15 protein-coding genes are annotated in these 24,284 nt (G+C 31.8%); 4 read left to right on the top strand and 11 right to left on the bottom strand.

Annotated elements, in window-relative coordinates:
* Nucleotides 1-110 precede the first annotated feature (110 nt).
* The 11 genes from ABD771_RS03470 to ABD771_RS03420 form a co-directional block, all read right to left on the bottom strand.
* Entirely contained in the window at nt 111-1,325 is a 1,215-nt protein-coding gene (locus tag ABD771_RS03470) for a BaiN/RdsA family NAD(P)/FAD-dependent oxidoreductase (RefSeq protein ID WP_345090718.1), read from the bottom strand.
* A gap of 64 nt (nt 1,326-1,389) precedes the next feature.
* On the bottom strand, nt 1,390-2,076 hold the full coding sequence (locus tag ABD771_RS03465) for a glycerophosphodiester phosphodiesterase (RefSeq protein ID WP_345090715.1): 687 nt from the start codon (nt 2,074-2,076) through the stop codon (nt 1,390-1,392).
* Between the two features lie 138 nt (nt 2,077-2,214).
* Entirely contained in the window at nt 2,215-3,870 is a 1,656-nt protein-coding gene (locus ABD771_RS03460) for an alpha-amylase family glycosyl hydrolase (protein ID WP_345090713.1), read from the bottom strand.
* 1 nt (nt 3,871) lies between these two features.
* Nucleotides 3,872-6,295 carry a glycoside hydrolase family 31 protein gene (locus tag ABD771_RS03455; RefSeq protein WP_345090709.1) on the bottom strand — a complete coding sequence of 808 codons (2,424 nt, stop codon included), beginning with the start codon at nt 6,293-6,295 and terminating at the stop codon, nt 3,872-3,874.
* Between the two features lie 9 nt (nt 6,296-6,304).
* The gene (locus ABD771_RS03450; protein ID WP_345090706.1) at nt 6,305-7,243 is read right to left on the bottom strand and encodes an alpha/beta hydrolase; all 939 of its coding nucleotides are present in this window, start codon (nt 7,241-7,243) and stop codon (nt 6,305-6,307) included.
* Nucleotide 7,244: 1 nt separating this feature from the next.
* Nucleotides 7,245-9,119 carry a glycoside hydrolase family 13 protein gene (locus ABD771_RS03445; RefSeq protein WP_345090704.1) on the bottom strand — a complete coding sequence of 625 codons (1,875 nt, stop codon included), beginning with the start codon at nt 9,117-9,119 and terminating at the stop codon, nt 7,245-7,247.
* On the bottom strand, nt 9,106-9,486 hold the full coding sequence (locus tag ABD771_RS03440; RefSeq protein WP_345090702.1) for a GxxExxY protein: 381 nt from the start codon (nt 9,484-9,486) through the stop codon (nt 9,106-9,108). The genes ABD771_RS03445 and ABD771_RS03440 overlap by 14 nt, the downstream gene beginning before the upstream one ends.
* 132 nt (nt 9,487-9,618) lie before the next feature.
* Nucleotides 9,619-11,922, bottom strand: a complete 2,304-nt coding sequence (locus ABD771_RS03435) for a glycoside hydrolase family 65 protein (protein WP_345090700.1) — start codon at nt 11,920-11,922, stop codon at nt 9,619-9,621.
* Between the two features lie 96 nt (nt 11,923-12,018).
* Nucleotides 12,019-12,675: a beta-phosphoglucomutase gene (gene pgmB / locus ABD771_RS03430; protein WP_345090697.1), complete on the bottom strand. Its 657-nt coding sequence runs from the start codon at nt 12,673-12,675 to the stop codon at nt 12,019-12,021.
* Nucleotides 12,676-12,685: 10 nt separating this feature from the next.
* On the bottom strand, nt 12,686-14,092 hold the full coding sequence (locus ABD771_RS03425) for an MFS transporter (RefSeq protein WP_345090694.1): 1,407 nt from the start codon (nt 14,090-14,092) through the stop codon (nt 12,686-12,688).
* A 190-nt stretch (nt 14,093-14,282) separates the two neighbouring features.
* On the bottom strand, nt 14,283-15,305 hold the full coding sequence (locus tag ABD771_RS03420) for a LacI family DNA-binding transcriptional regulator (RefSeq protein WP_345090691.1): 1,023 nt from the start codon (nt 15,303-15,305) through the stop codon (nt 14,283-14,285).
* A 226-nt stretch (nt 15,306-15,531) separates the two neighbouring features.
* On the opposite strand from ABD771_RS03420, the gene ABD771_RS03415 reads away from it, so the two are divergent.
* The 4 genes from ABD771_RS03415 to ABD771_RS03400 all read left to right on the top strand — a co-directional run bounded on the left by ABD771_RS03415 (nt 15,532) and on the right by ABD771_RS03400 (nt 24,262).
* Nucleotides 15,532-18,480, top strand: a complete 2,949-nt coding sequence (locus ABD771_RS03415) for a SusC/RagA family TonB-linked outer membrane protein (protein WP_345090688.1) — start codon at nt 15,532-15,534, stop codon at nt 18,478-18,480.
* A gap of 10 nt (nt 18,481-18,490) precedes the next feature.
* A complete protein-coding gene (locus ABD771_RS03410) occupies nt 18,491-20,080 on the top strand; it encodes a RagB/SusD family nutrient uptake outer membrane protein (protein WP_345090685.1) in 1,590 nt (529 codons plus the stop codon).
* Nucleotides 20,081-20,140: 60 nt separating this feature from the next.
* Complete coding sequence (locus ABD771_RS03405) at nt 20,141-21,289, top strand: SusE domain-containing protein (RefSeq protein ID WP_345090682.1); 1,149 nt, start codon at nt 20,141-20,143, stop codon at nt 21,287-21,289.
* 75 nt (nt 21,290-21,364) lie between these two features.
* Nucleotides 21,365-24,262, top strand: a complete 2,898-nt coding sequence (locus ABD771_RS03400; RefSeq protein WP_345090679.1) for an alpha-amylase family glycosyl hydrolase — start codon at nt 21,365-21,367, stop codon at nt 24,260-24,262.
* Nucleotides 24,263-24,284 lie beyond the last annotated feature (22 nt).

Below are 24,284 nucleotides of genomic sequence, written 5' to 3'. Positions count from 1 at the left end.
TTTGGTAAATCAAATATAAGTTGATTTTTAAACACTTACAAACAAAAGGTAAATTTATTTTATTGAAAAATAATCAGTTTCAATGATATCAAGGGATGAGAAATTTTAATTTAATTAACAATTGTTTGAGCAATAATAAAACCGCCAGTCCAGGCATTTTGAAAATTAAATCCACCAGTTATGGCATCAATGTTTAAAATCTCTCCAGCGAAATATAAATTTGGATATAATTTACTTTCCATAGTTTTGAAATTGATTTCTTTTAAATCGATTCCGCCTGCTGTTACAAACTCTTCTTTGAAAGTACTTTTGCCATTTACTTGAAATTCGCCATTCGTTAATTGATTGGCTAAATTGGATAGTTGATTTTTAGATAAATCTGCCCATTTAGTATCTTCCAATATATTAGAAGCTAAAACAAAACTTTCCCAAAGTCTGTTAGGAAATTCAAACGGAGATTTCTTTGAAACTGCTTTTTTAGAATGTTCTAATTTTAGTTCCTTAAGTTTTTCAAGTGTTTCTTGTAATGTTAGGTCGTTTAACCAATTGACTTGTAAAACAAATTGATAATTTTTATCTGCCAATATTCGTGCACCCCAAGCTGAAAGTCTTAATATTCCTGGCCCAGACATTCCCCAATGCGTTATTAATAGTGGTCCAGACGATTCCAATTTTGTGTTTTTAACTTTTACAGATGCAAAAGCAGACAAGCCCATTAAATCTTTAATTCGTTTGTCTTTTATATTAAATGTAAACAATGATGGAACAGCCGAAATGATAGAATGACCGAGTTTAGTAAGCATTTCCCATATTTTTGGATTGCTTCCAGTAGTCATAACTAATTTTTGACAAGAAAATGTTTCTACATTGGTTTCTACTTTCCAATAATTTTCACCTTTGAAAAGTGATTGCACACTTTGATTGGTTAAAATGTCAATTTTTAGTTTTTGTGTAGCGGTCAAAAAACAATCAATAATAGTTTGAGAAGAATCTGAAGTTGGAAACATTCTACCATCGTCTTCGATTTTTAATTCAACTCCATGTTTTTCAAACCACTCAATCGTATCGCCAGAACAAAATTGATGAAAAGGTCCACGAAGTTCTTTTTCGCCACGAGGATAAAATTTGACTAAATCATTTGGAACAAAACACGCGTGAGTAACATTGCAACGTCCGCCACCAGAAACTCTAACTTTAGATAAAACTTCTTTTCCACGTTCTAAAATAGCGACTTTTAACTTCGGATTTTTCTCAACAATGTTAATTGCTGTAAAAAAACCTGCTGCACCACCACCAACAATTAGGATGTCGTATTTTGAATTCATATTTTTGAAAATCTTTGTTAGAGTTTTAATCTTTGACAAAGATAAACTTTTATAACACTAAACTTTAACGCAATCTTTCAGGATAATTACAAAAAATTCCGTCAACACCTAAACGAATCATTTTTTTAATGGTATCAGGTTCGTTGACTGTATAAGTATAAATTTTGAAACCTTTTTTATGAATTAGGTCAATATTTTCTGATGTTAAAGTCTTATACCAAGGATTAATACTTTGAGCTTTTAATTTTTCACCAACGTTTATTGCATCAATTGGATTCTCCTCTGTTAAAATTCCAATGGAAATTACATTATCAAGTTGTCTATAATTTTCTAATTCATTCCAGAGGAAACTTGAAATTGTAAAATTATCTTTTGTCCATCCTTTTTCATAAAACGTTTGAACTATATCAAAAACAGGTTTGGCAGTTTTGCTTCCTTTTAGTTCAATATTTAAAGGAGTTTTTTTATTTATTGTTGCGATTACTTCTTCTAAAAGTGGAATTTTATGGTTTCCTTTAACAGTTACTTTTTGAAGTCCTTCCCAATTATAGTCTTCTATTTTTCCTTTAGCATTAGTCAAACTATCTAAAATGTCATCGTGAAAAACTACAACTTCACCTGATTTAATTACAAAAACGTCAATTTCAATCATATCAACATTAAGCTCTAAAGCTTTTTTGATGGAGGAAATAGTGTTTTCAGTTTCGTGTCCCATTGCTCCTCGATGTCCAATATTGAGTGGTTTTTTCATCACGTTGCATTGAATAAATAAAAATGAAATTAAAAATAAATAACAGATTTTCATTGGTGCATATTAAATTGAAATTATTATTTCAAAACTAATTTGTTGAAAATTATTACTTTAAATTATCACGTTATGATATTGTTATTAATTTTTTTCTAATAATACAATCCCAAATTCACTATCAATCGCCACTTTTCCATCAATAACTTCTGAAGTTTTTCCAGAATAAACATCTTTTACTTTTGTTCCGTTTTCAAAAATAGTTCCAACAGAAATTTCTTTTTTTCCGATAGGTAAATCCAATCCAACAACAACTTTATCAGAATAATTTCCATTAGAATAGTCACGACTAAATACATAAGGAGAACTCGTAATTTGCTTGTGAATTCCTGCTCCAACCGATGGATGATTTTTTCTAAATTGTCCTAATTTTTGCCAATGATTTAAGACTTTGAAAGTCATTTTATTGGTTTTCAAATCTTCCCAATTCATCATCGAACGCAAAGTTGCATCGCCATTTGTTCCTTCAATATCTAAAGAACGAGCAGTTTCATCTCCATAATATACTTGAGAAACTCCTGGAGTAAGCAATAATTTGGTTCCAGATTCAAATGTTTTTTCACGTTTTTTATCAAACGGCCAACCATCATCGTGAGACGATACATAGTTCATAACCGTTTTTCCTTTCAAATCATTCTGAAGAATATAGGAATATTTTGAAAACAACTCTTCATAATTCATTTTGGCCTCATTTCTAAAATCAAAATTGATTAAACTAGTAAATCCGTTGGCATAATAATCTACTTTTTTGTCGCCATAATCATATAGTCTTTTGCTTCCAATGTTGTAACCATAAACTTCACCAACCGTAAAAAACGCATTGTTATCCAAAACCTTTGAAGGATTTTTAGCTTTAAATTCTGCAAAAGTCATTTCGCAAACTTTTCCAAAATCAAACCAAACATCTTCCATAGTATGCTTAACAGTATCAACACGATAGGCGTCAATTCCAAAATCTAAAATATAATCGGCTAACCATTTCATGATGTAATATCTTGGCGCTCTTGGATAACCAGTTTTTTTGAAAAATGCATCCAGTTCGGCAACTTCTTCTTCATAACGACCTTCTTTTTTCCATTTTGTAATCAAAAATGGTGGTAATTCGACGTTTTCTTTACTTTCGGTTTTTATATCAAAAAGTCCAGTAACTAGAGTACAATTGATGTTGGTATCATACGAATTGTATTTGCAATTTGGAGTAGAACGAACCCAATCATCAGGATATTTTTCATCCAATTCTGTTGCGTGTCCAGTGTGATTTATAACCGCATCAAGCATAATTCTAATTCCTTTTGCGTGTGCTTTATCGACCAATTCTTTCAAATCTTCACGCGTTCCATAACTTGGATCTAATGCTGTCCAATCTTTAGTCCAATATCCATGAAATCCATAAGTATTTCCTGTTCCTTCATCAACTGAACCGTGAATTTGTTCTATAACAGGTGTCATCCAAATGGCATTGATGCCTAAATCGGTAAAGTAACCTTCGTCTAGTTTTTGAATCACACCACGAATATCGCCACCTTCAAAACCACGCAATTTTGCTGTTGGTTTATCTCTTTTAATTATAGCATTGTTGTTTGGATTTCCATCCAAAAATCTATCAGTTAATAAGAAATATACATTGGCACTTTCCCAAACGAAAGGTGTTTTGATTTTTTGAGTGTAAGTTACCTCTTTGGTTGAGTTACAACTTGAAAAAATAATAGTAAGTAGTAGGATGAAGGTTATTTTTTTCATTTTATTGTTTGATTTCAATTTCATTAGTTACATCCAACGGACAATCTAAAATAATTGTCAGTAAGTTATTTTCAAATGTAAATTCAGAATTTTTTAGCTGCTTTTTGTTTAAAATAATTTCTTTTGGAAGTTTATCAAATCCGTGAATAATTAAATTTATTTTTTTGCTATTTGAATTTGCAAAAGTATGATCATATTCTGCTCTGATACTTAAACTATTGTTTTTGAATTTACTTCTAAAATCGAACTTTTCAAATTTTAGATTTTCAAAATTATTTGGAGTCACACCATCGTCATTGTAAAGATTTAGTTTTGAAGTTTCCGATTTTTCATCAAAATAATAATGAACATCAAAATCGTTTAGCACATAATTTTGAGTATTTTGAATCGATTTATTCATCGGAATAAAACTTCCGCCACGAACAAATGTTGGAATGTTATTTTTGTTTAATTCTATTTTTTGAGTTGTTCCAGCTTCGTATTTTTTCCCAGTGTAGAAATCATACCAGTTTGAATTTTTCGGAAAATAAACTTCTTTTTGAGTTTGACCTTTTTCTGTAATTGGATACACTAAAAAATCATTTCCCCAAAGATAACCGTCAGATTTTGAAAGTAATTCTTTGTTGTTTGGTTCATTAAAAAACAATGGTCGCATTAAAGGTTTTCCTTCTGTAGTATTTTCAAAAGCTAAATTATAATTGTAAGGTAGCATTTGGTAGCGTAATGCTACTGCTTTTTTAGCAATTTCTCTAGTATCAATGTCTTTATAAGCTACTTCTGAAGCTACATCTTCTTGAGCGTGTGGACGAAAAATTGGGTTGAAAACACCATATTGTAACCAACGTAAATACAATTCGTTGTCAAAATAATCTCCAGCAAAACCACCTAAATCACTGTGCATATAAGCCATTCCTTGCATTCCCATTTGAAGCGCAATTTCCATTTGACTTTGCAAGCCGCCCCAACTTCTAGAAACATCGCCACTCCAAGGAATCATGCCAAAACGTTGACTTCCTGAATAACCTGAACGCATTAATATAAATGGACGTTGATTAGAAAAATCTTTTTTGTAACCATCAGCAATTAGTTTTGCCCAATTGTGTCCGTAAACATTATGAATTTCATCGGCTTTTCCTGCGAATGTATTGGCATAAGATGGAAAAACTTCTGGTTCGCCCAAATCACCCCAAAGTCCAGAAACACCTTGATTGATTAATCGTTTGTACACATTCCAAAACCACTCTTTTCCTTCGGGTTTGAAGACGTCAACTATTCCAGTGTTTCCAAAATAGAAATCCCAAGTTGCAGGTTTTCCATCTTTTAGTGTTGCTAAGACTTTTTTGTCAACGGTTTCTTTCCATTTTGAAGATGTTGTAAGGATAAATGGCTCTGTTATCAAAACAGTTTTTACGCCTTTTGCATTCAAATCGGAAATCATTTTATCAGGATTTGGGAAGTTATCTTTATCCCATTCTAGATTTCCCATTGTGCCTTGAACGGTTTTCCCGAACCAATATAAATCTAGAATTATTGCATCTACAGGAATTTTACTTTCTTCAAATTTGCGAATTGTTTTTTCAACTTCTTCTTGAGTGTGATAACCAAAACGAGAAGAGAAATTTCCGAATGCCCAACGTGGTGGCAAAGGTTGTTTTCCGGTTAAATCGGTGTAGTTTTTTACTAAATCTTCCCAAGAATTGCCCACAATTACTTGATAGGTTTTTCTGCCAGAAATAGTTTCATATTCTAAGGTGTTATCTTTTTTAGAATCTAAATCCAAATATCCAATGGCTTCGTTATCAAAATGAACAGCATATAATTTGGAAGATAAAACCAACGGAATACAGAAATTCATTAATTCTGCGCGAGTTTCATAACCATATTGTGCTCTATTGTAAAGCGCTAATTTGTTGCCACGACGATTCATTCCCAAAGCTCTTGCTCCACCGCCATAGAGTACTTCGTCTGATGAAATATTGAATTGTAAAACTTCAGTAGAATCGGCAGTAATGTTTCCTTTTACATTTTCAAGTGGAATGTGCTTGCGTTTTAAATAGCCTGATTTTTCTGAAAGAATTTCTGCGTTATTATTGAGGTAAGAAATTTTGAAAGGAGATTTTTGAATTTTGACTTTGAATTTACCTAAACTAGGATAGCATTCTATTGAATTTGACTCAGCAAAATAAGTAAGATTTTTTATTTTTGAATTTAAAATTACTGCATGAGAGTTATTACTAACTTTTTCTTTTTTTGGAACGAATGAAGTTTCGACTATTTTATCACTAATAAATTTAAAATAATAATTTCCATCAGAAACTTCTACACCAAATCCGTCGTTTGTTTTTGATAAATTAATGAATTTTCTATCTGCATTTTGAGCAAATGAAATTGTTGATATAAATAGTAGTGCAAGTAGTTTTTTCATTTTCATTGTTTATTTTTCAAACATAAATTCTACAGGAATATTAATTCGTTTTTGCCAAGAAGCTTCCGAATGATTTTCTCCTTCAAATTTAAGACTTTTATAATTTTCTGTTGTATATCCTTTTGCTTGTAACACTTCATCAACACGATATTCATACTTTAAATAACTTGCGTCAAGTGTTTCTGTTCCGTAATCGAAATAGATTTTGTGATTTTTTGAATCGGGTAAATTTTTCTTCATATAAGTAAAAAAACTTTCTGGAATAGGGTTGTTTTCAAAATCACGAAATCCAACCCAATGTGTTGATAAGCATGAAGCTTTACCAAAAATATTAGGATATTCACAAATAGCATACATCGAAATTAATCCACCCATACTTGAACCCATAATTCCTGTATGTTCAGCATCGGTATAAACAGAATAATTTTGATCTATATAAGGTTTTAATTCCGTGACAATAAATTGAAGATAGTTGTCGGAATTTATCTTTTTGTCATCAAATGGGAATTTTGCTTTTTTTACTTCTGTTTGAATTTGTTCTTGAATTTCTTTTGATAGTAATTGATAAGGTTTGTTTGGATATAAATCCATATGACGCAAGTTTGGAATGTTCCAAATGGCAACAACAATAATATCTTGAATTTTATTTTCAGAATTCAATTTTGAAACTACTTCATCAACCATCCATTCTTGTTTGTTCCAAGTTGAAGAGGCATCAAATAGCATTTGTCCGTCGTGCATATACAAAACGCTGTATTTTTTATCTTTAGAATAATTGGATGGTAACCAAACATCAACAGTTCTCGGAACAATGAATTTTGTTGGAAAACTATCAATTCGATTGATAATTCCTTCAATTTTTTCTTTGTTAATGATTTGATGACTTTCAATTTTGCTTTGGGCAAATGAAAATGTAGCGGTTAATAAGATTAAAAGTAGTTTTTTCATTTTATTTCAATTCTAAAATTAAAACTGATTTTCCTTCAATTTCAATATCATTTTTTAAATCAAATGATTTATCAGTAAGGACATCTTTTCCTGAAGTATTGTTCTTGATACTTTCTTTAAAGTGATTAATGTTCATTTTTTGTTTTTCAACACTATTATTCATTATGATCATTACACTTTCCTTTTCATTATATCTGAAATAAACATAAACATTGTTTTCTGGAATATAGTGTGTTGTTTTTCCAGTGTGAATTACTTCTTTGTTTTTTCTCCAATTGAAAAGTTTCTTAGTTACTGCATGATATTTTTCTTGTTCAGCAGTTCGTCCTTCTTTTGTAAACGCATTTTGTTTATGGTCAGACCATCCGCCAGGAAATTCTCGACGAATATCGCCATCACCTACATTTTTACTTCCAGTCATTCCAATTTCTGAGCCATAGTACAATTGTGGAATGCCTCGAATAGTAGCAATTAAAGCCATTGTAATTTTGTAATCTTCAAATTTTGGATAGACGAAATTGATACGTTGTGTGTCGTGATTTTCTGCAAAAACAAACATATTGTTGATGTTTGGATATAAGAAATCATTTGAAAAGGTGTCATAAAATTTGGTTACGCCTTCATTCCAATTTTGCTTTTCTTCTTTCAAAACACCTTTTTCTAAAATGGTTTGCAACATAAAATCCATTACAGTTGGGCAATAAGAATTATAGCTTTGAATAGCTGAAATTTTACTGTCTTTTTGCCAATAAGAAATTTGTGCATGAGAATATAACCATGCTTCGGCAGCAATATTGAAATTTGGATATTCGTCAGTTACTGCTTTTGTCCAAAGAGCAATTGATTCTTTATCAGTATATGGATAAGTATCTACTCTAAAGCCATCAAGATTTGCATATTCTATCCACCAAATGGCATTTTGAATTAAATAGTTAAGCACTAATGGGTTTTTCTGATTCAAATCGGGCATTGATTTTACAAACCAACCACTTGTCGCTAAGTTTTTATCAGTTTCAGAGGCATTTGTATCAGAATGTGTTGTCGTTTTATAATTGGTTTGTTTGTAACCAGGAAATTGATGAAACCAATCGTATGTTGGCATGTCTTTCATCATCCAATGGTTATAACTCCAGTGATTAGTTACATAATCCATGATTAATTTCATGTCACGATTATGTAGCTCATTACTTAATTTAACATAGTCTTCATTTGTACCAAATCGTGGATCAATTTTATAAACATCTGATTGACCATAAGTATGATATGAACCTCTTTCATCATTATCTTCACAAAGTGGCGTTGGCCAAAGAGTTGTTGCTCCCAAGTCCTTTATGTAATCTAAATTTTTTATCATCCCATCAATATCACCACCATAACGACCATCAATTTTTGTTCTATCAGCTTTTTCAATTACCGATGGATGGCTGTCATTGTTGGTATTTCCGTTTGCAAATCGGTCGGGCATTAATAAATAAATCATGTCAGAACTATCAAAACTTTTCCTGTCTCTAGAATTTTCTTTTCTCGATTTTAAAGAATAGTTTTGAGTAAACGATTTGTTTTTGTTTTTGAAAGTGAAAACCAAATTTTGAGCCGTTGTGTTTTTTGTGTCTATGGTTACGAAAACGTAGTTAGGATTTTCTGTTTTTTGAATACCTTTAATGATAATTCCATTGGAAACGGAAACTTGATTTTCTGCGATATTTTTTCCGTAGAACATTATTTGAACATCAGAATGTTCCATGTCATTCCACCAAAAAGGAGGTTCAACTCGGTCAATTTGAGCGAAAGTTGAAATTGAAAAAAACAAAAAGATGATTAATTTTGTTATTCTCGCAAAGGCGCAAAGGCGCAAATTTTGTTTAATATAGTCCATTTGCTACTCGTTTAATTCCGTTTTTTATTAATGCTTCATTAAAATTTATTAGTAAACCTAATCTTAAATCAGATACTCTAATGTAAGTTAGTAACTGTTTCATATGAACATTTGAAATACTTTCTACAGATTTTATTTCAATTATTACTTTCTCTTCAACAATCAAGTCAGATCGAAATCCAATATCTAAATGAATTTCATCCCAAACTAAGGGAATTGGTTTTTGTCTTTCTACTTTTAAACCTTTTTTGGTTAATTCGTGATGTAAAATTGCTTCATAAACGCTTTCTAATAGACCAGGACCAAGTCTTGTGTGAATTTTGTAACTTACATCGACTATTATTTTTGAAAGTTCGTTTTCTGTCATAATTTTTATTTTTCGTTTATATCAAAGGTGCATAGAAACAAACTTTATATTGTTTTCTTAATTAAAATAAAAACAAATAAAAAAAATAAAGCCGCAAAATTTTCCTTTGCGACTTTGTGTCTTTGCGAGAAACTAAACAGTTACCAAACTATTCGGCTCAACTAATACTTCTTTTCCGTTGACGAAAACAGTAATTTCTTTATTTCCTTCTAATGAAAATTTCGTTTCATTTTGTTGTACTTCAACTTTTAAAATTTGATTTCTGAAGTTTATTTTGAACGAATAACCTTGCCATTGTGAAGGAATTTTTGGTTCAAAATGTAAGGTGTCATTTTTAACTCTCATTCCACCAAAACCTTCTACAATACTCATCCAAGTTCCAGCCATTGATGTGATGTGACAACCTTCTTCTACTTCTTTGTTGTAATCATCTAAATCTAAACGAGAAGTTCTTAAGTAGAAAGTGTATGCTTGTTCCATTCTATCAAGAGTTGCAGCTTGTATAGAGTGAACGCAAGGTGAAAGCGAACTTTCATGAACAGTAAATGGTTCGTAAAAATCGAAATGTTTTTCTAATTGTTCTTTGGTAAAATGATCTTCAAAGAAATAGAAACCTTGTAAAGTATCTGCTTGTTTGATGTATGGCGAACGCAAGATTCTATCCCAAGACCATTTTTGGTTAATTGGACGTTGACTTTTATCTAAATCGTGCACTTTTACCAATTCTTTATCTAAAAAACCATCTTGTTGCAAATAAACATCATGTTCTTTTGAATATGGAAAATACATATTGTCGGCAACCGCTTTCCAATGTACGATTTCAGCATTATCCAAATTCACTTTACTCAATATTCGAGAATAATCTGAAGTGTATTCTTTTTCAACTTTATTGATTTGTTCAACTGCATAATCGATACACCATTTAGCTAAATAATTAGTATAGAAATTATTATTCACATTATTTTCATATTCATTTGGACCTGTAACTCCTAAAATCACATATTGATTTCTGTAAGTAGAGTAGGTTGCTCTTTGGTGCCAAAAACGTGCAATTCCGATAAGAACTTCTAATCCTTTTTCAGGAATGTATGAGTAATCTCCTGTGAATCTGAAATAGTTGTAAATGGCAAAAGCAATAGCGCCATTTCTATGAATTTCTTCAAAAGTAATTTCCCATTCGTTATGACATTCTTCACCATTCATTGTAACCATCGGATACAAAGCAGCTCCATTTTTGAAACCTAATTTGCCTGCATTTTCAATCGCTTTATCCAATTGATTGTATCGGTAAGTCAATAAATTTCTTGCTACTTGTTGGTCTTTGGTTGCCATATAAAAAGGAATGCAATATGCTTCGGTATCCCAATAGGTAGAACCTCCATATTTTTCACCGGTAAATCCTTTTGGACCAATATTTAATCGAGAATCTTTCCCTAAATAGGTTTGATTTAATTGGAAAATATTGAAACGAATTCCTTGTTGCGCTTTTACATCACCATCAATAGTAATGTCGCTCATTTCCCAAATTTTTGCCCAAGCTTGAATTTGACTTTCAACCAAATTTGAATAACCAATTTTCAAACCTTCTTCAATAACATTTTGAGCAGCAATCTGAGTGTTTTCATGATTTAATGAAACCGTATAACCACCTAATTTTTGAATTGTAGCAGTTTGTTCTTTTGCTACATTTATTTCATACGAAAATTGAACTTTTTCGTAGTTTTTTTCAATATTAATAGGTGAAGCATTTACGTTTGAACCGTCCAACAGAATGGTATTTTGCATAAAAGTCGTTGCCGTGAAATGCGTTTTGAAAGTCCTAGCAGTAACAAATGCTTCATTATCTGAATGTTGAACATTCAGTGGTTCCCAGAATTTTTCTTCCCAGTTAGCATCTTCGTTGTGAACTCCGGCATCAATATAAGGTTTGTAAACAATTTTGGCATCACCATTTAACGGAGTAATCTCAAAATTAATCACACCTAGCTCATCAATATCTAATGACAGAAAACGCGTTACTTTAACCGAAATTTCTAGTCCGTTTTGTAATGTTGCTGTGAAAGAACGATAGTAAATACCTTCTTTCATATTCAATTCACGTTTAAAATTGGCTACAGTTTTGCATTTTGCCAAATCGAAAACTTCATCGTTTATTTCAATGTCAATTCCAATCCAATTGGGTGCGTTTAATACTTTTGCAAAATATTCTGGATAGCCGTTTTTCCACCAACCCACTTTTGTTTTATCAGGATAATAAATTCCTGCAATATAGCTTCCTTGAAATGTTTTTCCTGAATAGTATTCTTCAAAATTGGCACGTTGTCCCATAGCACCGTTACCGATACTGAATAAACTTTCAGACGATTTTACTCTTTCGGCATCAAATCCTTCTTCAATGATGGACCAATTGTCTGCTTTGATATAATCTTGGTTCATTTTTATTTTAAGTTTAAAAGTTTAGAGGTTTAAAAGTTTAAAAGTTAATTCTTAAACTTTCAAAACATCTATACTCTATTTTCTATTCTCTTTTTTCTAATTTATCAACGATTCAATAAAAGAAACATCAATAAATGTAAAATCTTTAAATATATATTTTGCTTCGTATAATGTTGTTGCTTCTCCAATTCCAATGCTGGTCATATTTGCAATATTAGCCGCTTGAATTCCTGCAACTGAATCTTCAAAAACAATTGAATTTTCATTGGTTGCACCTAATTTTTTTGCAGCTTGTAGAAATACTTCTGGATCGGGTTTTGCATTGGAAACGTCATTTCCATCAACGATTGCATCAAATAGATTTATAATACCTGTTTTTTCTAAAATTGGTCGTGCATTTTTACTTGCAGAACCTAATGCAATTAGTTGGTTTTTATCTTTTAAATAGTGTAATACAGGAAGTACGCCAGGTAAAATTTCACTTTCATCTATATCTACCAAATAGGATAGATAATCTTCATTTTTTTGAATAAGCCATTTGTTTTTGTCCTCCTGAGAAGCTTGAATTCCTCCAAGTTCTAAAATAATATCAAGAGAACGGACGCGGCTAACTCCTTTTAATTCTTCGTTGTGTTCGGGTGTAAATTCGATTCCTAGTTCTTGAGCTAATTTTTGCCAAGCTAAAAAATGATATTTAGCTGTGTCAACAATTACTCCGTCAAGGTCGAATATGAATGCTTTTTTGTTAGTCATTATAGTTTTTTTAACCTGAAATTGCGTTTTTATCCGTTATAAAGAAATTACACAATCCAGCAATAATTAGTGATAATCCTGCTAAAAGCATAGCATTAATGTGAGCTTCTCCAATTAATTTATATAAATAATTGATTCCGCCAAGAGCTGCAATAATTTGAGGAATAACAATAAACATATTGAATAATCCCATCATCATACCCATTTTATTTGGGTTAACTGAACTTGATAACATGGCATAAGGCATAGATAGAATACTTCCCCAGGCAAAACCTATTAATATAAAGCTATACATTAAAGTTGAAGGTGTTGCATAAAACATAAAAATGAAACCTAATCCACCAAGAATTAATGAACCCATATGGATGTATTTTCTATTTATCTTATTTTTCATTGTATAAAAAGTAAGTAATAGGGCAAAAGCCATTGAAGATAATCCATAAACTCCAGTTGCTGATCCTACTAAATCTGCAGCATCATTATAAACTTTGTCTTTAGATTCATATTCTTGTTTTTTGTTAGCACTAAGATAGATAACTTCTTTCTTGTCATTTTTTAGCGCTTTTCCTTCTTTATCTAATTGTGCATATTCTTTTACATCAGGTTTTGGAGAATTGAAAACGTGTTCAGTTAATGCAGGCATTGATAGACTCCACATTGTAAAAAATGCAAACCAACTAAAAAACTGAATCAGTCCAAGTTTTTTCATAGTTGAAGGCATGTCTTTTAAACTTTCAACTAAATCAGGAATAAAACTGGATTCTTTTTTTTCAGAAAGAAATTTTTCTAAATCTTTTGGTGGATCCTCTTTTGTTGTAAATATTGTATATAATATACTTGCAAAAAACACAAAAGCTCCAACTGAAAAAGCCACTATTACAGAATTTGGAATAACTCCTGCGGCTGCTTCGTTTGAAACACCTAATTTGTTTACTAACCAAGGTAAATTACTAGCTATCCAAGTTCCAATTCCGATAATTAGTGTTTGAATTACAAACCCATTTGAGCGCTGAGATTCAGGTAATTTGTCGGCAACAAGAGCACGAAAAGGTTCCATACTAATGTTTATTGAAGAATCTAAAACCCATAATAATCCAGCAGCAATCCATAAAGCTGGTGAATGAGGCATGAAAAATAAAGTTATAGATGCTAAAATCGCTCCGATAAGGAAAAATGGCTTCCTTCTACCAAATTTTGGACTCCAAGTATTGTCTGATAAATAACCAATTATTGGTTGAACTAAAAGACCTGTTAAAGGTGCTGCAATCCATAGACCTGGAATGTCATCTACTTCTGCACCAAGAGTTTGAAAAATTCTAGACATGAATCCACCCTGAAGAGCAAATCCAAATTGTATCCCTAGAAATCCGAAACTCATGTTCCAAATTTGCCAGAAACTTAACTTACGCTTTTCCATTATCGTAATTTATTGATTAGAAATACGATAAGCGCGATGCTTATCAAAACTTATTTTTTGTTTTCGAAGTAAAAAGTATAAGCTTTGATTCGGTAAAGATATTAAAAGATTTCAGATTTCAGATTTCGGATTTCAGATTTTTGCAGAAATGAATTACGAAAACGTTTTTTTGTTGATAAAATTTTTGAAGTTATTTTGTGGATTCTCTCTCAACTAGTTCGGTTTCAATTACTTCTGTTTTGTATTGTTCTTCGTAATCTTCTTCTTCAATTTCGAGTTTTTCAAGAAGCATTTTTGCTGCTTTTTCACCCATTTTTATGCCATTTTGGCTAACAGTAGTAATTGATGGTGAAGAGTATTTTGAAATGATTCCATCGGTAAAACCAATTACAGAAACATCACTTGGAACTGATTTTCCTAATCGTTTAGCAACTTTAATTGCTGTTACTGCAAAAATTTCGTTTACAGCGAAAATAGCATCTAAATCATTGTTCAATATTAAGTTTTCGATTTGATTTTCAAAGTTGTCGGTATCCTCTATTTTAACGATTAAATTTTCATCCATTTTAAGGTCATTAGTTTTTAAAGCTTTGATGTAGCCTTCAGTTCTTAATTTTCCAACACTAACATAATCTACGGTTGTTAGTAAAGCAATTTTTTTAAATCCTTTATCGATTAGAAATTGAGTTGCGTTGAAAGCAGCTAAGTTGTCGTCAATAATTACTTTATCGCACAAAATATCATTAGTAATTCTATCAAACATTACAACAGGCATACCTTGATTGATGACTTCAGTGATATGATGGAAATCTCGTTTTTGTTGCGTTTCTTTTGATAATGACATGATAAATCCGTCAATACTACCGTTGGCTAACATTTCCATGTTAATTACCTCTTTATCAAATGATTCGTCGGAAAGGCAAACAATTACATTGTAGCCATTTTCATTAGCAACATGTTCAACACCACTAATTACTGTTGCAAAAAAATGATGAATAATTTCAGGGATTATTATGCATATAGTTTTAGATTTTCTATTCTTTAAACTTAAAGCAATATTGTTAGGTTTGTAATTGTATAATTTAGCAAAAGCTTGAACTTTTTGACGGGTGTCTTCACTGATTTCTGAGCTGTCTCTTAATGATTTTGAAACTGTCGAAATTGATACGTCCAGTTCCTTGGCAATTTGCTTTAAAGTGACTTTTCTTCTCATTATGTGATTTTGATAAATGTTTAATTTTTAATAAAGATATATTTATTTTTTTATACTATCAATTTTGTAACAAAAAAAATGAAATATTCAGAAAGTTTTCAACACGAAAACGTTTTCGGTGGTATATAATTAAGGTTTAATTTTTTTATCTGAAAATTTATCTTAAATTTAACATTCGAAGTTAAAGTATAAGCAAAAAACAAATTTATTAACCTAAACAAAATGTATGAAAACAATTTATAAAAAGTTGTTATTTTTATTGCTAATCCTCCCATTAAGTGTTTTGGCTCAAACCACTGTGGAAGGAGTTGTTGTTGATTCAAAATCAAATCAACCGATTCCTGGAGTAAATGTAATTGTTCAAGGTACTCAAGTGGGTACATCAACTGATTTTGACGGTAAGTTTAAGTTAGCCAAGATTAAAAATGGAGACAAATTAGTGTTTTCTTTTATTGGCTATAAAAACGAAACCATCACTTTCGATGGTCAAAAATCGATTACCGTTTCTATGACAGAAGAAGCTAACGTGTTACAAGAAGTTGTAGTTCAAGTTGGTTATGGAGCTGTTAAGAAAAAAGATGCTACAGGTGCTGTAGATTTATTAACAACAAAAGATTTTAACAAAGGATTTAATTCAAACACTGAATCTTTATTAAATGGACGAGTTGCCGGTGTTGTTGTAACACAAGGAGGTCGTCCTGGAGATGGTGCTGCTATTAGAATTCGTGGTGGAGCTTCATTACAAGCTTCCAACGATCCTTTAATTGTGTTAGATGGATTGCCAATTGATGGTAATTTACAAACAATTAATCCAAACGATATTGAGAATATATCAATCTTAAAAGACGCATCTGCTACTGCGATTTATGGTAACAGAGGGTCTAATGGTGTTATTTTAGTTACTACTAAAAAAGGAGCAAAAGGAGCTTTAAAGGTTTCGGTTGGAACTACTTTTACAGTTAATACTTTAGCAGAAAAAATCAACACTACTTCAGCTGCTGATTTTAGAAGTTTTATGACTAATCCTGCTAATATTGCACAATATAACATTGCGCCTTCAAGATTGGCTAGATTAGGTAATTCTAGTACAGATTGGCAAGAAGAGATTTTCTCAAATTCTGTTTCTATTGATAATAATGTTGGTTTGAGAGGAGCTTTGTTCGGTAAATTACCAACATCGTTTACTTATGGTCATACTTATATACCAGGTATTCTAGAAACTTCTAAGTTTGATAGAACAACTGCCTCACTTAGATTAAATCCATCTTTATTTAAAGATCATCTAAAAATTGCAATTAATGGTAACTTTTCTGTTGTAAAAGAAAGATTTGCAGATGAAGGAGCAATAAGTAATGCTATTAATTTTGACCCAACTCAACCTGTTACTGTTGATAATCAGCAATTTGGAGGTTATTTTGAATGGCTAGATGGTTCTAATAATCCAAACTTTTTAGCTGCTGATAATCCAGTTGCGGCACTTCAACAAAGAAACAACCAAACAAAAAGATACCGTTACTATGGTAATGTTCAATTAGATTATAAATTACATTTCTTGCCTGAGTTAAAGTTTACAGTTTTAGCAGGTATCGATAGAGAACAATCAAAAGGAAGAAATGAATTAAGTGCACAAAGTATTAATGGGTTTTTTAATGGTACCAATAATTTAGGAAGATATAGCGAGTTTTGGAATAACAGAACCAATACAGCACTTGATGCTTACGTAAATTATACTAAAGCATTTGGAAAATTAAATGTTGATGTTACTGCTGGTCATACTTATTATGAGAGAAATAATGTTGGTTATGGTTCTGGTGAATTAAGAAATCCTGCAAATGTTATCAATTCTTTAAATACATTTACAAGTCCTGTTAGTAAATTAGAATCTTACTTCGGAAGAGCTAATCTAGGTTTTGACAATAAATACCTATTAACATTAAACTTAAGAAACGATATCACTAACAACTTCTTTAAAGATGTAAGATCTGGAATATTTCCAGGAGCTGCATTTGCTTGGAATGTTTCTAACGAAAGCTTCCTAAAAGACAGTAAATCTTTAACTAATTTAAAATTAAGATTAGGATGGGGAGTTACGGGTCAACAAGAATTATCAACTAGTTTCTCATACATACCTCAGTATGTAGCCGGTAATCCACAAGCTCAATATCAATTTGGAAATACATTTATAACAACTGTTAGACCATCATTTTATTCTAATACAATTAAATGGGAGGAGACAACTACGTACAATGCAGGTTTAGATTTCGAATTGTTTAGAAAAGTTAAGGGAACATTAGATGTTTATCAAAAAGAAACTAAAGATTTATTAGCTTTCGTAGCATATCCAGATGGTGCGAATTTAACAAATAATGGTCCTAGAAACTTTGGTAATTTAGAAGTTAAAGGTATTGAGCTTGGTTTAAACTTTGATATTTTAAAATCTACAGATTTAAATTGGAATATTAATTTCAACGCAAACTACCAAGATAGAAAAATTACAGCTACCGCACTTGATGGAACTGAGTCTCCAGGATTCTTTACAGGAGGAATTAGAGGAGGTGTTGGTAACACAATTCAAATTAATTCAACAGGTTTTGCTCCAAATGCATTTTATGTATATGAGCAAGTTTATGGAACTGACGGAAAACCATTAGAAGGAGTTTACGTTGATAGAAATGGCGATGGTTTAATCACACCAAAAGATATGTACCAATACAAAAAACCTTATGCTGATTTTACATTTGGTTTAATGTCTTCATTTAACTACAAAAAATGGGATATGTCAATGTCTTGGAGAGCAAGTTTAGGAAACTATATCTATGACAACAATGGTTCGTCTTATGGTTATTTAGACAACTCAATCAATCAAATTACACCACTTAACAATATTAATCCATCTTTCTTTGAAACTGGTTTTGTTAATGAAGGAAATAATAGATTTTTCTCAGACCATTATATTAAAGACGCTTCGTTTATTAAGTTAGATAATATTAGTTTTGGATATAGCTTTGCAGAGCCATTCGGTAATGCAACAACAGCTAGGCTAAGTTTTGGTGTACAAAACGCACTTATCATTAGTAAATACAAAGGTTTAGACCCTGAAATTTTATCTGGTATTGATCAAACAATTTACCCAAGAGCAAGAATGTTTGTTTTTGGATGTAATGTAAATTTTTAAATAAAAAGTTATGAAAAAAAGTAGAATTATTAAAATGTTAGTTCTTTCAGTGGTGACCATTTTATCAATGACGTCATGTACTAAAGAACTAGATAAAATCGAAATTGATGAAGATATCTATTCATCAGAAGTATTTTATCAAGATGAAGCTTCTTACAAGCAGTTTCTTGCAAAACTTTATGCAGGTTTAGCTGTTTCTGGACAACAAGGCCCTGCTGGTAATTCAGATATTGCAGGAATTGATGAAGGATTTGGTCAATATTTGAGAGCGTATTGGGTTATGAATGAGATTACAACTGATGAGGCAATTATTGCTTGGGCAGATGGTAACTTACCTTCATTAAACAATCAAACATGGGCTTCAAATAATGAATTTATTTATGCGATGTTTTCTCGTTGTATGTATCAAGTATCTCTATGTAATGAGTTTTTAAGACAAACTACAGCCGATAAATTGAACAGTAGAAATGTGTCATCTGCTACTCGTGCTCAAATTGTTAATTATAGAGCTGAAGCACGTTTCTTGAGAGCTTTTTCTTACTGGCATTTAATGGATATGTTTGGTAACGTTCCATTCACAACAGAGAATGATACTGTTGGATTCAGTTTTCCACAGCAGCAAAGCAGAGCTTTTATATTTGACTTCATTGTAAGTGAATTAAATTCAATTGATGCCGATTTATTAGCATCAGGATCAAACGAATTTGGTAGAGTTGATAAAATTGCTGGTAAAATGTTATTGGCAAAAGTTTATTTAAATGCTCAAGTTTACATCAATCAAAACAAATTTGCTGAAGCTTCAGCAGCTTTAACTCCTGTATTGAGTTCTACTTACTCTATTAATACAAGTTCAAGCTATGGAAAAGTATTTATGGCAGACAATGATAGTAATGGTTCTCAAAGTGAGATGATTTTCCCTATTAGATATAGTGGATTGAATACTCAAACTTATGGAGGAACAACTTTCATAACTCATGCAGCTGTTGGTGGATCAATGAATCCTTCTAACTTTGGTATCAATGGAGGTTGGTTTGGTTTAAGAACAAGACCAGAATTTGTAGCTAAGTTTGCTGGAGATCCAAGAGGAATGTTCTACACAACTGGACAATCTTTATCTATTGGTAATATTGGTAACTTTGGTGATGGATATGCTGTTCAAAAATACAAAAACATTAAATCAACAGGTGGTCAAGGTTCTGATGTTTCAGGAAACTTTGTAGATATTGATTTCCCTGTATTTAGATTGGCAGATGCTTATTTAATGTATGCTGAGTTAGCAGCAAGAGGACAAGGAAGTACTTCACAAGCAGCTACTTATGTAAATACATTGAGAACAAGAGCTGGAGGTTCTGCAACTGTAGTTGCTGGAGATATTAATTTAGACTTTATTCTTGATGAAAGAGGACGTGAGTTATACTGGGAAGGACACAGAAGACAAGATTTAATTCGTTTTGGAAAGTATACTGGTGGAGTTTATAATTGGCAATGGAAAGGTGGAATTCAAGCAGGGACAAGTATTGATGATAAATTCAAAATTTTCCCAATACCAGCTACTGCAATTGGTTCTAACCCAACTTTACAACAAAATCCTGGTTATTAATTATAACAAAATATCCTCGGAAATGGTAAATCATTTTCGAGGAATTTAAAATAGAAAATTATGAAAAAAATATTTTTAAGTTTAATTTTATTGGCAGGAACAATGACATCAATTGTTTCTTGTAGTGATGAAAAATTAGATCCGCAGGCATCGTCTAGTTCAATAAATATGACTTCACCAACAGGAGGAAGTTTTGTTTTAACTGGTACAACGGCTGGTAATAATGCTTTTACAGCTTCATGGACTCCAGCAGAATTTGGGTTTTCTTCATCAGTTACTTATTCATTGCAAGCAGTTAAGAGTACAGACAGTTTTTCTAATTCTTCACAAGCAATTGTGTTAGGAACTTATAGCTCTGATGCAGACGTAAATGAAAAAGCAGTTACACAAAGAATTTTGAATAACTTGTTACTAAGTGCAGGAGGTTCAATAGGAACTTCAGGTAGTTTTAAATTAAGAATTATCGGAAAACCATCAACTCAACTTTCAAGTTCAACTAATGGTGTTAGTGCAGTTTCTAATGAAGTAACTATTACTGCAACTCCATATGATACTTTTGATGAATTTCAAAAATTATATTTACCAGGAAGTTATGGTGGAGCAAGTACTTTTGCAGATTGGTCTGGTGCTGGTAATTCAGCAACTATTTTCTCAGCAGGTAATGATGGAAAATACGAAGGTTTTGTATGGATGAATGTTTCAAGTCCTGAGTTTAAATTCAATTCTGACCCAACTTGGTCTGGTAATGACAAAGGAGAGAGTAGTGCAGATGGATCATTTACAGGTAATTTAGGAGGTAGTAATATTAAGCCAGCTGATGGCGCAGGTACATACTTCTTTACTGTAAACTGGCCAGCACTTACTTATACAATGGCTAAAAGACAAGTTGCAATAATTGGTCAGGCTACTCCAAACGGTTGGGGTTCGCCAACTTATTTAACTTTTGACACTAACCCAGCATCTCCTTATTATAGAATGTATACTCTTGATTTAGCATTGACTAATGATGAGTTTTTAATTCGTTTAAAAGATGATTGGTCTGTAAAAATGGGAACATTATCAGGTAATACTGAAAATACTACTACAGGTGGTCAATACAAAATAAAATTGAATGGAGGAAACATGAAAGTTCCTGCAGCAGGTAATTATAAAGTAGTTTTAGATATCAGAAATTCTGCTAATTACAACTTGAGGTTAATGCCGCAATAATAAAATAAATTTATAACACATTCTCGTTTTATTTTAATAATTCGGGAATGTGTTTTTTTAATTCAAATCTACGCTATGAAAAGATTTTTACTATTATGCTTACTTTTTCCAGTTATTGTTTTTGCTCAGCAACAAACAGTAACTTATACTATTGCACCTACAGTTTTTGAAGAAAATCAATCAATTACTATTACTTTTAATGGAAGTAGTATTAATGAGTCAACATGGGGTGTGACTAATAACGCACTATACCTTTGGGCTTGGAGCTTTGACGCTAATGATGCTAATATTCAAGATTGTCCAACAAATGGCGCATGGACAAGTTCTAGTGAAACTAATAGACTTACCTATAATTCGGGAAATGATACTTATACTATAACATTTGTACCAAATACTTTTTACAACAGAACAGGTATTGGTAAGATAGGTTTTTTAATTAAAGCTAAAGATGGAAGTGGAGATAAAAAATCGCAAGATATCACTTCAGAAGTCGGTGCTTTTCAAATGTCTTTAATATCTCCTGTAGAAAATAGTAATACAATTATCAATTCAGGATCTAATGTTAGTATTGTTGCTTCAAACACTGGTGGTAATGCTACTTATTCTGTTACGGCTAATGGTGTTCCAATTACATGTTCAACTGCACCAACATCATTTTTTACTTGTGGTGACACAAATGTGACTACAACTAAAGTATATGTTGTTTCAGCGACATTAGGAACAACAACAGTTACTAAAAGATTTACAGTAATTGTCAATCCGGGAATAATAAATGCTCCAATGGAGGCAGGGTTGGTTGACGGAATCAATTATGATCCAACTGATGCTACAATTGCAACTTTGGTTTTAAATGCACCATTTAAAGATTTTATTTACGTAGCAGGAAGTTTCAATAATTGGTCCCCAACAGCCGCATATGCTATGAAAAAAGACCCTACTACAGGTAAATTTTGGTTAGAGTTAACAGGTTTAACTTCTGGTCAAATGTATGCTTATCAATATTGGGTTTGTGATAATACCAGCAGACCTGCAAATTCTCCAGCAATTGTTAAAACGGCAGATCCATTTTCAACTTTAGTACTTTCTCCTTTCGATGATCCTCAAATTATTTCTTTAGGTGTATATCCTGGTCTTCCTGTATACAACACAATAGCTCCAGGACAAGAAAGAGAAGTAACTGTGCTGCAAACAGGACCAACGGCTTATTATAATTATAATTGGAGTGCTGCTACTACCAATTTTGTAAAACCAAAGAAAAAAGATTTAGTTATCTACGAAGCTTTAGTTAGAGATTTTGATTCAAATAGAAGCTATCAAGATCTAATAAATAAAATAGATTATTTTAAGAACTTAAAAGTTAATGCTATTCAATTAATGCCAGTGATGGAGTTTGAAGGAAATGAAAGTTGGGGTTACAACACTGTATTTCACATGGCTTTAGATAAGCGTTATGGGCCTCCATCTAAATTGAAAGAGTTCATAGACTTATGTCATCAAAATGGAATAGCTGTTATTCTAGATGTTGCATTAAATCATGTTTTTGGACGTTCTCCACTTGAAAGAATGTGGATGCTTGACACAGATAATGATGGTTGGGCTAATGGAACAGGTTATAAAACATCTGCGGAGAACCCATATATCAACCAAGACGCAATGCATTCATATAGTGTAGGTAGTGATTTAAATCATTTTAGAGAACCAGATAATTTAACAAACGCATATTCAGTTGCTACAATTAAGCACTGGATTCAAGAATATAAAATTGATGGTTTTAGATGGGATTTGACAAAAGGATTTACACAACAATGTCCACCAAATGTTTCTGGAGGTCAAGATGCTTGTACTAATGGATATCGTTCAGATAGAGTTGCAAAACTAAAATGGTACGCTGACAAACAATGGGAAATCGATCCAAATTTTCTTGTGATATTTGAGCACCTTGGTAATGGCGGTTCATATACAGAAGAAGTAGAATGGGCAAATTATCTTCGTTCAGGAGATACAAAAGGGATAATGCAATGGAGAAAAATGACTGACCCATATGCAGATTTATTAAAAGGTAACTTTGCAGATATTTCAGGAATTGCAGACGCTACTGACAGATTTATTGGTTATGCAGAAAGTCATGATGAAGAGAGAGTTGCATACAAAGCATTAAATGAAGCAGGTCAAACACAAGGTAATCTTACTAAGGTACATCAAAGACTTCAAGCAATGGGAGCTGTACATTTATTAGTGCCAGGACCAAAAATGATTTGGCATTTTGGTGAACTAGGATGGAGTAGCTCTTTGTGGACATGTAATAATGGTGTAGTTTCTTATTCAAACCCAGATTGTAAATTAGATACTAAACCACAACCACAATGGACAGGAAACTGGTTAACAGATACAAATAGAAGTGCTATTTACAATAGTTGGGCAAAAATGATAGACATAAAAAAAACTGAAAATGTTTTTGAAAATGGAGCTTATGCTTGGAATATTGGAAATACAGGACATCCTAGATTGGATGTTTGGACAAGTACCACACAAACAGCTGCATTAAGCTATGTTTTTGTTTTAACTAATTTTACTGACAATACTTACAATGTTGTTGGAGGTTTTCCATTCACCGGAACTTGGGCAAATTTAATGGATAATACAACATTTAATGTATCAAATGTTAATATGAATATCAGTATTGAGCCAGGAGGATACAGAGTTTTTGGAAATAGATCACTTCTTAATAATGATGCATTTGATGCTTTAGATTTTGTGGCATTGTCTCCAAATCCAGCTTCAACTTATTTTACAATTAATACTTTGGTAGAGAAAGTTCAAATCTATTCTATCACGGGTCAATTAGTAAAAGCGTTTTCAAGTACTTCAATCAACGATAGTTTCTCTATTGAAGATTTAACTAAAGGTGTTTACATCGTTAAAATTTCAGATGCAAATAATCGTGAAAAAACATTAAGATTAATAAAAGAATAATTTTGTTTAGTTAGTTTAATAT

This window comes from Flavobacterium chungnamense (assembly GCF_039539165.1).
GTDB lineage: Bacteria > Bacteroidota > Bacteroidia > Flavobacteriales > Flavobacteriaceae > Flavobacterium > Flavobacterium chungnamense.
This window is presented reverse-complemented; position numbering and strand designations above follow the sequence as displayed.

Bases quoted from the DNA above. Each gene is read 5' to 3' on its own strand.
- ABD771_RS03445 (WP_345090704.1), bottom strand. From the start codon at position 9,119: ATGGACTATATTAAACAAAATTTGCGCCTTTGCGCCTTTGCGAGAATA.
- ABD771_RS03455 (WP_345090709.1), bottom strand. From the start codon at position 6,295: ATGAAAAAACTACTTGCACTACTATTTATATCAACAATTTCATTTGCT.
- ABD771_RS03440 (WP_345090702.1), bottom strand. From the start codon at position 9,486: ATGACAGAAAACGAACTTTCAAAAATAATAGTCGATGTAAGTTACAAA.
- ABD771_RS03450 (WP_345090706.1), bottom strand. From the start codon at position 7,243: ATGAAAAAACTACTTTTAATCTTATTAACCGCTACATTTTCATTTGCC.
- ABD771_RS03405 (WP_345090682.1), top strand. From the start codon at position 20,141: ATGAAAAAAATATTTTTAAGTTTAATTTTATTGGCAGGAACAATGACA.
- ABD771_RS03470 (WP_345090718.1), bottom strand. From the start codon at position 1,325: ATGAATTCAAAATACGACATCCTAATTGTTGGTGGTGGTGCAGCAGGT.
- ABD771_RS03460 (WP_345090713.1), bottom strand. From the start codon at position 3,870: ATGAAAAAAATAACCTTCATCCTACTACTTACTATTATTTTTTCAAGT.
- ABD771_RS03420 (WP_345090691.1), bottom strand. From the start codon at position 15,305: ATGAGAAGAAAAGTCACTTTAAAGCAAATTGCCAAGGAACTGGACGTA.
- ABD771_RS03400 (WP_345090679.1), top strand. From the start codon at position 21,365: ATGAAAAGATTTTTACTATTATGCTTACTTTTTCCAGTTATTGTTTTT.
- pgmB (WP_345090697.1), bottom strand. From the start codon at position 12,675: ATGACTAACAAAAAAGCATTCATATTCGACCTTGACGGAGTAATTGTT.
- ABD771_RS03465 (WP_345090715.1), bottom strand. From the start codon at position 2,076: ATGAAAAAACCACTCAATATTGGACATCGAGGAGCAATGGGACACGAA.
- ABD771_RS03425 (WP_345090694.1), bottom strand. From the start codon at position 14,092: ATGGAAAAGCGTAAGTTAAGTTTCTGGCAAATTTGGAACATGAGTTTC.
- ABD771_RS03415 (WP_345090688.1), top strand. From the start codon at position 15,532: ATGAAAACAATTTATAAAAAGTTGTTATTTTTATTGCTAATCCTCCCA.
- ABD771_RS03410 (WP_345090685.1), top strand. From the start codon at position 18,491: ATGAAAAAAAGTAGAATTATTAAAATGTTAGTTCTTTCAGTGGTGACC.
- ABD771_RS03435 (WP_345090700.1), bottom strand. From the start codon at position 11,922: ATGAACCAAGATTATATCAAAGCAGACAATTGGTCCATCATTGAAGAA.